Annotated in this window: 8 protein-coding genes; 3 read left to right on the forward strand and 5 right to left on the reverse strand. The window is 29.7% G+C overall.

Features of this window, described 5'->3' with window-relative positions; genetic code table 11:
- The first annotated feature begins 10 nt into the window (after positions 1 to 10).
- The 3 genes from kdpC to K0039_RS05020 all read left to right on the forward strand — a co-directional run bounded on the left by kdpC (position 11) and on the right by K0039_RS05020 (position 4,210).
- Positions 11 to 607 carry a potassium-transporting ATPase subunit KdpC gene (kdpC, locus tag K0039_RS05010; protein WP_228103935.1) on the forward strand — a complete coding sequence of 199 codons (597 nt, stop codon included), beginning with the start codon at positions 11 to 13 and terminating at the stop codon, positions 605 to 607.
- 218 nt (positions 608 to 825) lie between these two features.
- Positions 826 to 3,522 carry an ATP-binding protein gene (locus K0039_RS05015; protein WP_228103936.1) on the forward strand — a complete coding sequence of 899 codons (2,697 nt, stop codon included), beginning with the start codon at positions 826 to 828 and terminating at the stop codon, positions 3,520 to 3,522.
- A complete protein-coding gene (locus tag K0039_RS05020; protein WP_228103937.1) occupies positions 3,515 to 4,210 on the forward strand; it encodes a response regulator in 696 nt (231 codons plus the stop codon). Before K0039_RS05015 ends, K0039_RS05020 begins: the two co-directional genes overlap by 8 nt.
- 64 nt (positions 4,211 to 4,274) lie before the next feature.
- Here K0039_RS05020 and ppdK read toward each other — a convergent pair whose 3' ends face one another.
- From ppdK to glyQ, 5 genes are all read right to left on the reverse strand, one after another.
- Positions 4,275 to 6,905, reverse strand: coding sequence for a pyruvate, phosphate dikinase (gene ppdK / locus K0039_RS05025; RefSeq protein ID WP_228103938.1), 2,631 nt, complete (start codon positions 6,903 to 6,905; stop codon positions 4,275 to 4,277).
- A gap of 49 nt (positions 6,906 to 6,954) precedes the next feature.
- Complete coding sequence (locus K0039_RS05030) at positions 6,955 to 7,794, reverse strand: pyruvate, water dikinase regulatory protein (protein ID WP_228103939.1); 840 nt, start codon at positions 7,792 to 7,794, stop codon at positions 6,955 to 6,957.
- 10 nt (positions 7,795 to 7,804) lie between these two features.
- Entirely contained in the window at positions 7,805 to 8,434 is a 630-nt protein-coding gene (gene ccpN / locus K0039_RS05035) for a transcriptional regulator CcpN (protein ID WP_228103940.1), read from the reverse strand.
- 274 nt (positions 8,435 to 8,708) lie between these two features.
- Positions 8,709 to 10,775, reverse strand: a complete 2,067-nt coding sequence (gene glyS / locus K0039_RS05040) for a glycine--tRNA ligase subunit beta (RefSeq protein ID WP_228103941.1) — start codon at positions 10,773 to 10,775, stop codon at positions 8,709 to 8,711.
- Positions 10,775 to 11,653 carry a glycine--tRNA ligase subunit alpha gene (glyQ, locus tag K0039_RS05045; protein WP_228103942.1) on the reverse strand — a complete coding sequence of 293 codons (879 nt, stop codon included), beginning with the start codon at positions 11,651 to 11,653 and terminating at the stop codon, positions 10,775 to 10,777. The genes glyS and glyQ overlap by 1 nt, the downstream gene beginning before the upstream one ends.
- Positions 11,654 to 11,752 lie beyond the last annotated feature (99 nt).

Here is an 11,752-nt window from a genome sequence, read left to right on the forward strand (position 1 = left end):
AGGTATTAAAATGAAATCTATTTTTTCTAAAGGACTATCATCCTTTATAATTTTCACCCTACTTTGTGGGGTTATATATACAGGAGCTATAACAGGTATTGCTCAAATATTCTTTCCATCTAAAGCTAATGGTAGTATTATTGAAGCTGACGGAAAGAAATATGGTTCAGAATTAATTGCTCAGCAATATACAGATGAAAAACATATGTGGGGACGTATAATGAATATAGATACAAAAACATTTACTGATGAAAATGGTAATAAAGTATTATACTCTACTCCATCTAATTTAAGCCCTGCTAGTGATAAATATGAAAAACTTGTAAAAGAAAGAGTTGATAAAATAAACTCTTCTCATGAATATAATAAAGATCAAGCAATTCCTGTTGATTTAGTAACATGTTCTGGTAGTGGTCTGGACCCTGAAATATCTTTAGCTGCTGCCAAATATCAAGCTAAAAGAATTGCTGATAACAATAATATGACTGAGTCAGAAGTCAATGATATTATCAATAAATGTACTAATAAACCATTTTTAGGAATACTTGGTGAAAGTACAGTAAATGTACTAAAGGTGAATTTAATGATAGATGGTATACTTTCATAAATTTAAATAATAAAAAGCAAAGCTTTTAAATAAAATCGCTTTGCTTTTTATACTTTAAAATATGCATCTATTATTTATGTAAATTTAATAAATTAGAATTTAACATTATTTTAATATGAATCTTTATATAATTTTAATACAATTATATAAAACTATAATACATTAATAACAAATATTCTGTTAATATTATAGCATAATTACATTTTGAGGTACTTATTATGATAGATAGAAAAATTAATCCAGATGAAATATTAAAAAAAATAAATTATGAAGAAAGATTAAAAGGAAGAGGTCATCTTAAGATCTTTTTTGGATATGCTGCTGGTGTTGGTAAAACATACGCCATGTTAAAAGCTGCCCATAAGGCAAAAGAGTCTGGCATAGATGTAGTTATTGGATATATTGAGCCTCATGCAAGACCCGAAACAAAAGAACTTTTAAAATGTCTAGAGGTTATTCCAACACTCAATGTAAAACATAAAGACATTAGTTTGAATGAGTTCAATATTGATTTAGCCATAAAAAGAAATCCACAAGTTATATTGGTAGATGAATTAGCTCATACAAATGCTACTGGATGTCGCCATTTAAAAAGATATCAGGATATAAACGAGCTCCTAAATTTAGGATTTGATGTTTATACTACTGTTAATGTTCAACACATAGAAAGCTTAAACGATATTGTATCTTCTATAACAAAGATTACAGTTCGTGAAAGAATACCAGATTATGTCTTCGATAATGCAGATCAAGTAGAACTTGTAGATATAGAACCAGAGGAACTTATTGAAAGATTAAATGAAGGCAAAATATATGCTCCAATACAAGTTAGAAATGCATTAGTTAACTTTTTTAGTATTGAAAATTTAACTGCTTTAAGAGAAATTGCTTTAAGAAGAAGTGCCGATAGGGTTAATAAGATTTCAGAAAAAGTAAAACAAAATGACACAGCTAGTTATTTTACTGATGAGAAAATATTAGTTTGTCTCTCTTCTTCTCCTACTAATAGTAAAATTATTAGGAGTGCTGCTAGAATGGCTTCTGCATTTAGGGGTGAATTTATTGGCTTATTCGTTGAGACATCTGATCTCGATAATATGAGCGAAGAAGACAAAACTCGTTTAAGAAATAATATTCATTTAGCAGAACAACTAGGAGCTAAAATAGAAACAGTCACTGGAGATGATATAGCTTTCCAAATTGCTGAATTTGCAAGACTTGCAGGTATTTCCAAGGTAATACTTGGTAGAAGTAGTAGCAGAAGAAAATATTTTTTTGGAAAATCACCATTAACAGAAAGACTTACTTCTTATGCTCCTAACTTAGATATTTACATTATTCCTGATTCGGCATCATTTAGTTATTCTTCAAATACAAAGATTAATATTAAGTCGAAAATAACATTAAAAGATTTATTCATATCTTTTTGTGTTTTAATTTTAGCAACTATTATAAGTTTTGTATTTTCCTTTCTTGGATTTAGTGAGTCTAATATTATCACTGTATACATTTTAGGTGTTTTAATTACAGCAATACTTACTGAAAACACATTACAAAGTATTATTTCTGCATTTATAAGTGTCCTTGTATTTAATTTTTTCTTTACTGATCCAAGGTTTACTTTTAATTCTTATGATGCTGGTTATCCAGTAACCTTTGTTATTATGTTCATATCAGCATTTTTAACAGGTTCTCTTGCTTCTAAAATAAAACGTCAAGCTAATCAATCTGCTTATATGGCATATCGTACTAAGATTTTGCTTGAAACTAATCAGCTTTTACAGCAAGAAAGTAAAAAAGAAGGAATTATAAAAGTTACGGCAATACAATTGGCAAAATTATTAAATAAAAATATCATATTTTATAATTCAGAAGATAATCAACTATTAGATCCTATTATCTTTTCACCTGCTGAATACACTTGTGATACTTCTAAATTTATTACATCTAATGAAAAAGCTGTAGCTCAATGGGTATTCAAAAATAATAAACATGCTGGTGCAACTACAAACACACTAGGAAATTCTAAATGTTTGTATTTAGCAATAAGGGTTGGTAAAAGAGTTTACGGCGTAGTAGGTATTGCTTTAGAAAATTATTCTTTAGATGCTTTTGAAAATAATATTATGTTATCCATATTAGGTGAATGTGCTATTGCTTTAGAAAATAATTTTATAAGTAAGCAAAGAGAAGAAGCTGCTACTTTAGCAAAAAATGAGCAGTTAAGAGCTAATTTACTACGTTCTATTTCTCATGATTTACGAACTCCTCTCACTAGCATATTCGGTAATTCAGAAATGCTATTAAAAGACGAAGAAATTATTTCTAAAGAAAAAAGAGTTCAGCTTTATTATGATATCCATGAAGACTCTTTATGGCTAATTAATTTAGTGGAAAATTTACTTGCTGCAACAAAAATTGAAGATAATACCATGATTCTAAATATGAAGCCTGAACTTATGGAAGAAGTAATAAATGAGGCTCTTAGACATATTAAAAGAAAAAGCATAAATCACTTTATTGAAGTTACTAGCTCCCATGATATAATTTTTGCAAAAATGGATGCCAAATTAATAATACAGGTAATTATAAATATTGTAGATAATGCACTTAAATATACACCAGAAAACACTCATATTAATATTCATACACTAAAAAATAAAGATATGGTTCTAGTAAAAATTAGTGATGATGGTAATGGACTGTCTGATACAGATAAAGAAAAAATATTTGATATGTTCTACACTGTTAACAACCAAATTGTTGATAGTAAGCGTAGTTTAGGTTTAGGATTAGCTCTTTGTAAATCTATTATTTCAGCTCACGGAGGATATATATATGTAAAAGATAATAAGCCTAGTGGAACAGTATTTTCATTTACATTACCATTAGAGGAGGTGAACTTACATGAATAAACCATTAATTTTAATAATAGAAGATGATAAAGCAGTTAAGAATCTAATATCAACTACTTTAGAAACACATAATTACAATTATCATACCGCTTCAAATGGTGAGTCTGCCATATTAGATGCAACCTCTAATAATCCAGATGTTATTTTTCTTGACTTAGGACTTCCTGATATAGATGGTATTGATATTATAAAAAAAATTCGCTCCTGGTCTAGTGTGCCTATTATTGTAATAAGTTCAAGAAGTGAAGATAAGGATAAAATAGACGCTTTAGATGCTGGTGCTGATGATTTTATAACTAAACCTTTTTCTGTTGATGAACTTCTTGCAAGACTAAGAGTTACTTTGCGTAGATTAAATAACATACAATCTACTACTATAGAAAGTTCAATTTTTAATAATGGTGATTTAAAAATTGACTATGCTAGCGGATGTGTTTATAAAAATAATGAAGAATTGCATCTAACTCCAATTGAATATAAATTACTTTGTCTACTTGCTAGAAATGTTGGCAAAGTTTTAACTCATACTTATATGACAAAGGAAATTTGGGGAAGTTCTTGGGATAGTTATGTTTCTTCTTTAAGAGTTTATATGGCCACACTTAGAAAAAAAATTGAGACTGATACTTCTCACCCTCAGTATATTCAAACTCATGTGGGTGTTGGCTATAGGATGATAAAAATATAATAAAAAGGTCAAAGTACTTATACTTTGACCTTTTTTTATTATATTTTATTGTTTATCTATGTGTCTATTTTGATTTTTTCTTAATAGTTGCTTGTGCAGCTGCAAGTCTTGCTATTGGTACTCTATATGGTGAGCAAGATACATAGTTTAATCCTGTATTGTAGCAGAACTCTACTGATGTAGGGTCTCCTCCATGCTCTCCACATATTCCAAGTTTAATATTATCACCTTTTTCTTCTCTTGCTAGTGTTGTTGCCATTTTTACTAATTTACCAACACCATTTTGGTCTAATACTTGGAATGGATCTTTTTCTAAGATTTCTTCATCCACATATTGGCCTAAGAATTTTCCAGCATCATCTCTAGAATATCCAAATGTCATTTGCGTTAAATCATTTGTACCAAATGAGAAGAAATCAGCTTCTCTTGCTATCTCATCAGCTATTAAACAAGCTCTAGGTATCTCTATCATTGTACCTACAGTATATTTTAAATCTATATTGCTTTCTTCTATAATTGCATTTGCTGTTTCAACTATAATATTTTTAACTACTTTAAATTCATTTAACGCACCAACTAATGGTATCATTATTTCCGGCTCCATATTTAAACCTTCTTTATTCACTTCTATAGCAGCATTTATTATAGCTTTAGTTTGCATTACAGCTATCTCTGGATAAGTAACTGCAAGTCTACATCCTCTGTGACCAAGCATAGGGTTAAATTCAGCTAAGTCTACTATTCTTTTTTTGATTTCACTAGCCTGAATATTCATATCTTTAGCTAGCTCTTCTATTGTTTCATCATCATGTGGTAAGAATTCATGTAGTGGTGGATCTAATAATCTTATATTAACTGGTCTATCACCCATAACCTTATATATATCAACAAAATCTTGTTGTTGCATAGGTAATAACTTATCTAAAGCTTCAACTCTATCTTCCACAGTGTTTGATAATATCATTTTTCTAACAGCAGGTATTCTATCTTCATCGAAGAACATATGCTCAGTTCTACAAAGCCCTATACCTTCTGCACCAAAATCAACAGCAGCTTTGGAGTCTCTTGGATTATCTGCATTAGTTCTAACTTTCATATCTCTAACTTCATCAACCCAGTCCATTAACTTTTCAAAATTACCTGTCATAGATACTTTTGTTTTAGCTACGTCTCCTAAGTAAACAATACCTGTAGAACCATCTATAGATATAAAATCTCCTTCTCTTAGTACTAAGTTATCTTTTCTTACTTCCTTAGCTATTTCATCAACTTTTATTTCTCCACAACCAGCGACACAACATTTACCCATACCTCTAGCAACAACAGCCGCATGAGAAGTCATACCACCTCTTGCAGTAAGTATACCTTGAGAACAAATCATTCCCTCTATATCTTCTGGAGATGTTTCTTGTCTCACAAGTATTACTTTTTCTCCGTTTTTTGAAGCTTCTACAGCCTCTTCAGCTGTAAAATAGATTTTACCACTTCCAGCCCCTGGTGATGCTGGTAATCCTTTAGCTAAAACTGTAGCTTCTTTTAATGCTTTATCTTCAAACTTTGGATGTAATAATTGATCTAATTGCTTAGGTTCAACTCTCATTATAGCTTCTTCTTTAGTTATTAAACCTTCTTCAACTAAATCTACTGCCACATTTATAGCAGATGCAGCTGTTCTTTTACCATTTCTAGTTTGTAAGAAGAATAATCTACCTTTTTCTATAGTAAACTCAACATCTTGCATATCTTTATAATGATTTTCTAATGTTTTAACAGTATCTATAAACTGTTTATAAATTTCTGGCATTACTTTTTCAAGTGTAGCTATAGGCTCTGGAGTTCTTATGCCTGCAACAACATCTTCACCTTGTGCATTTATTAAGTATTCTCCTAGTAACTTATTTTCTCCTGTAGCAGGGTCTCTTGTGAAAGCAACACCTGTACCAGAAGTATCTCCCATATTACCAAATACCATTGATTGTATATTAACTGCAGTTCCTAAATCATTTGGAATGTCATTTAATCTACGATATATTATTGCTCTTGGGTTATTCCAAGATCTAAATACAGCTTCTACTGATAGCATTAATTGTTTTTTAGGATCTTGTGGGAAATCTTCTCCAACTTCTTTTTTATATATTCCCTTATATTCTTCTACTATTGATTTTAAATGGTCACATGTTAAGTCTGTATCAAATTTAAAATTATTCTCTTCTTTATATTTATCTAAAACATTTTCAAATTTATATTTTGGAACTTCCATAGCAACATCAGAGAACATTTGAATAAATCTTCTATAACTATCATATGCAAATCTGTCATTGTCAGTTGCTTTTGCCAATGCTTTAACTGTATTATCATTTAATCCAAGATTTAATATAGTATCCATCATACCTGGCATTGATATAACTGCACCTGAACGAACAGACACAAGAAGTGGATTTTCTTCACTTCCTAATTGTTTGTTTAAATCTTTTTCTAAAGAAGATAACTTTTCTTCAATTTGGTTTACAATTTCTTGTTTTATTGTTTTATTGTTTTCATAATAATCGATACATGACTCAGTTGTTATAGTAAACCCAGGAGGCACAGGAAGTCCTATTTTAGTCATTTCTGCTAAATTAGCTCCTTTTCCTCCTAATAATGATTTCATTTCTTTACTTCCTTCATTAAAGCTATAAACGTATTTAAAACTCATATCACGAATCCCCTTTGAAATATTTATTTATGCAAATCTTAAAAAGATTTTAATTAGCTGTGTGTATTTTTTTCTTTAAACCATTTTCTTTCATAATATCTATAATTAATCCAGCTGTTTCTTCTATTGCTTTATTTGCAACATTAATAACTGGACAAGATAACCTCTTCATTACTTCTTCAGAATAATCTAATTCCTCCAAAATCCTATCTAGTTTAGCGTAATTTGCACTGCTTGATAATCCAAGAGCTTTAAGTCTTGCTTGTCTTATCTCATTAAGTTTTTCTGGTGTATTAGTAAGCCCTATTATTTTTTTAGGATTTATTTCATATATTTCTTTTGGTATTGGTATTTCTGGTACTAAAGGAATATTTGCCACTTTTATATTTCTGTTTGCTAGGTACATACTAAGTGGAGTTTTTGAAGTTCTTGATATACCAACTAATACTAAATCTGCCTTTAATACTCCTCTTGGGTCTTTACCATCATCATACTTAACAGCAAACTCTATGGCTTCTATTCTTCTGAAGTATTCTTCATTCATCCTTCTGATTATACCAGGCTCTCTCTTCGGAGATGCTCCTATTTTTTCTGTTAATATATTTAATATTTGAGACATTAAGTCTACACAATGTAAATTTTCTTTTGAACAGAAACTTTCAACAATATCGCCTAAATTTTCACTTACTAAAGTATAGACAACTATAGCATTTTCATTTTTAGCACTTTCTAATATTTCAAGAAGAACTTCCTTGCTAGACACATAAGGAAATCTTCTTATGTCATAAGTTTCTTCTTTTATATCAAACTGTGATATAGCTGCCTTAGCAACTTGTTGTGCAGTCTCCCCTATTGAATCGGATATTGCATATAATATAAAACTCTCCATATTCTCCTCCTTAATTGTCTACGATCTCTAAGAATAACTTTGTAATATTTGTTTTTGATATTTTTCCTATTACCTTAATTTTATCATCTATATTTTCAACTACTGGAATAGAATCTATTTCATGCTCTATTATCTTTTTGGCTACTAAGATAACACTATCTTCTTTTTCTACTGTAATGATATTAGGAGTTCTAGTCATTATCATTCCTATAGGCATTTTATTCATATCTGCACCACCTATAGTTGCCTTTAATAAATCTTTTCTTGATACTATACCGCATAAGCTTTCATCATCATCGATGATAAAAATACTCCCCACGTCTGATAAGAACATATTTACTATTACTTCGTATAAGCTATCATCTTTTTTGGCTATTACAGGAATACTCATGATATCTTCAACCTTTTTATTTTTCATGTCGCTTCCTAATAAGTTAAGTTTATTTATTCCAGAATAAAAGTAACCTACTTTTGGTCTAGCATCTAATATTCCCGTCATTGTTAGGATAGCTAAATCTGATCTTAATGTAGCACGAGTAACATTTAACATGGAAGCAATCTGCTCACTTGTTATAGGTTCATTTTCTTTTACTATTTCTATTATCTTTTGTTGTCTCTGATTTAGTTGAATGACAATCACCTTCTTTCAATATGCTATACTTTTTCTCCGTTACACCTTATATAGTATATTATATATCTATATATGCTATTGTGTAAATAGATTTTTTCATTATTTATGATATATTTTTTAATTATTTTCATCATGTATACACTTAGTTTTTACTGTACCATTAATATTAATACACACTATATCAATTTATACATAGTATTTATGTTACACTAAATATTCTAAGCAAAAAATGCCTTCCTTTATTTTGGATTCAAAAGGAAGGCCAGTATTTTTATATAATTGTTTATTTATAAACTATCTTAGATAAATCACAAATAGTAAGCATTGTACTATAAATTTGTTTTAGTAATCCAAGTCTATTTTCTTTTATTGTTTCATCTTTATCCATTATCATTACATTATCAAATAAATTATCAACTAATGGTCTTAGTGTAGCAAAAGCATCTAAAGCTTCATTATATTTTTTATCTGCTAATAAAGTATCCACATTTAATTTTATTTCTTTAAAGCCATTATATAATTTAATTTCTGCATCTTCTTTTAATAATTCTTCTTTAACTATATCTGCAGCTGCCTTCTCTGCTAAAGTAGAAACTCTGTTGAAAGCAGTTAACATTTCAACTAACTCATCTTTTTCAAGCCATCTATTTAATTCAAGAGATCTCGTATGTATATCTGATATATCATCTAAGTTGTTATTTAATACGGCATCTATAACATCATATCTTATTCCTAAATCTTTGAATAAGTTTTTAACTCTTTCAACGAAAAATTCAACTATTTGAGAAGCTACTTCTTCTTTATTAAATTCTAAACTAGAGTAGTTATTTAGTGATGCATTTATTAAATTATTTAAGTTAACAGATAATTTTTTATCTAATAATATAGAAAGTATTCCTAAAGCTTGACGTCTTAAAGCATAAGGGTCTTGAGAACCTGATGGCTTAATTCCTATAGCAAAGAATCCTGCTATTGAATCTAGTTTATCAGCTATAGATAAAGCTATACCTGCATTAGTTTCTGGTAATATATCACCAGCAAATCTTGGTAGATAATGCTCAAATATACCTTCGCATACTTCTTCATTTTCTCCACTTACTTTTGCATAATCTTTACCCATTATACCTTGAAGTTCAGTGAATTCAAATACCATATTAGTTACAAGGTCAGCTTTACAAAGTTTTGCTGCTCTTGCAGTATTTTCAGCACTCTCAGCCATATTTAATTCATCAAGTATAACTTTAGATAATTTTTCTATTCTTAAAGTTTTATCGTAAACTGTACCAAGTTTAGCTTGGAATACAACTGTATGTAATTTGTCAACAAAGCTTTCTAAAGAATTTTTAGTATCTTCATTGTAGAAGAATAAAGCATCTGCAAGTCTTGCTCTAAGAACTTTCTCGTTACCTGCTTTAACTAAATCTATTCTATTAGAATCACCATTTCTAACAGCTATAAAGTTTGGTAATAATTTTCCATCTTTTAATACTGGGAAGTATCTTTGATGTTCTTTCATTGGTGTAGTTACAACTTCTTTTGGTAACTTAACATATTCTTCGTCAAACTCACCATAAAAAGCTGTTGGATATTCTACTAAGAATGTTATTTCTTCTAGTAAATCATCATCAAATTCAACTTCTCCACCTAAAGAGTTGGCTACTTTTATAGCCTGCTCTTTTATCATTTCTTTTCTTTTATGTTGATCTAATATTACAAAGTTCTTTTCTAACTTTTCTAAATAATCTTCTATTGAGTTTACTTCAAATTCTTTCTCTCCTAAGAATCTATGACCCTTAGTAATATTAGAAGATTTTATACCTTCCAGGTTTACATCTAATACTTCATTATTTAATAATGTAACCATCCATCTTATTGGTCTAGCAAATCTCATGTTTTTACCACCCCAACGCATTGCTTTAGGGAAAGTTACATTTTTAATAGCCTCAGGAATTATATCTTTTAATACTTCTTTAGTATCTTTTCCTTCTTGCTTAATTGTACCAAATAAGTATTCAGCATTACCTACTTGCTTAAAGTATACATTTTCTGGGTCTAAACCTTTACTTTTCATAAATCCAAGAGCAGGTTTTGTAAAGTTTCCTTCATTATCTACTGCTATTTTTTTTGCAGGCCCTTTAACTTCTTCTTCTAAGTCACTTGCTTTATCAGCTAAGTCAACTATAACAAAAGTTAATCTTCTTGGCGTTGCATACTTTTCTACTTTATTAAAATTTACTCTTTCTTCTTTAAGTAATTTACTTAAATTATTTTCTATTTGATCTAATGTAGTTTGTCCAAATCTTGATGGTAATTCTTCTACCCCAATCTCTAATAAAAGGTAATTATTCATTATTTGTCACCTTCCTTTAATAGTGGATATCCCATTTCTTCTCTTTGCTTAACATAAAGTTCAGCTACAGCTTTTGCCATATTTCTAACTCTACCTATGAATGACGCTCTTTGACTAACACCTATAGCTCCCCTAGCATCTAATGTATTAAAAGTATGAGAACATTTTAACACATAGTCATATGCTGGCACTACAAGTCCTCTTTCTATTATTCTTAATGCTTCTTTTTCATATATATCAAATAAGTTAAATAACATATCTGCATCGCACTCATCAAATGAATATGTACTATTTTCAAATTCAGCTTTTTTAAACACGTCACCATAAGTTATAGTATCGTTCCATTTTAAATCATAAACACTGTCCACATCTTGGATATACATTGCAAGTCTTTCTAGACCGTATGTTATTTCTCCAGTTTCTAACTCACACTCTATTCCTCCAACTTGTTGGAAATATGTAAATTGAGTAACTTCCATACCATCTAGCCAAACTTCCCATCCAAGTCCCCAAGCACCAACAGTAGTTGATTCCCAGTTGTCTTCAACAAATCTTATATCATGTTCTAATGGGTTGATTCCTATAGTTTCTAAGCTCTTTAAGTATAGTTCTTGTATGTTTTCTGGAGATGGCTTTAGAATAACTTGGAATTGGTGATGTTGATATAATCTATTAGGATTTTCTCCATATCTACCATCTGCAGGTCTTCTTGATGGTTCTACATAACAAACACTCCATGGCTCTGGGCCTAATGATCTTAAGATAGTGTTTGGATTCATTGTTCCTGCACCTTTTTCCACGTCATAAGGTTGCATCATGATACATCCTTGCTTAGACCAGTAACTTTGAAGTGCTAGTATCATATCTTGAAAATTCATATTAATACCTCCTAAATTTAATTTCTTAACTATTTATAGCAATAAGGCCTTTCGTATCCACGAAAGGCCTTTTAATACTTCGTTTATATTTGTAAGAAT

The organism is Terrisporobacter mayombei (assembly GCF_020748465.1).
GTDB classification, from domain to species: domain Bacteria; phylum Bacillota; class Clostridia; order Peptostreptococcales; family Peptostreptococcaceae; genus Terrisporobacter; species Terrisporobacter mayombei.

What these genes read in the sequence shown, in the direction of transcription:
- kdpC (WP_228103935.1), top strand. Translation starts at nt 11, where the DNA reads ATGAAATCTATTTTTTCTAAAGGACTATCATCCTTTATAATTTTCACC.
- K0039_RS05015 (WP_228103936.1), top strand. Translation starts at nt 826, where the DNA reads ATGATAGATAGAAAAATTAATCCAGATGAAATATTAAAAAAAATAAAT.
- K0039_RS05020 (WP_228103937.1), top strand. Translation starts at nt 3,515, where the DNA reads ATGAATAAACCATTAATTTTAATAATAGAAGATGATAAAGCAGTTAAG.
- ppdK (WP_228103938.1), bottom strand. Translation starts at nt 6,905, where the DNA reads ATGAGTTTTAAATACGTTTATAGCTTTAATGAAGGAAGTAAAGAAATG.
- K0039_RS05030 (WP_228103939.1), bottom strand. Translation starts at nt 7,794, where the DNA reads ATGGAGAGTTTTATATTATATGCAATATCCGATTCAATAGGGGAGACT.
- glyS (WP_228103941.1), bottom strand. Translation starts at nt 10,775, where the DNA reads ATGAATAATTACCTTTTATTAGAGATTGGGGTAGAAGAATTACCATCA.
- glyQ (WP_228103942.1), bottom strand. Translation starts at nt 11,653, where the DNA reads ATGAATTTTCAAGATATGATACTAGCACTTCAAAGTTACTGGTCTAAG.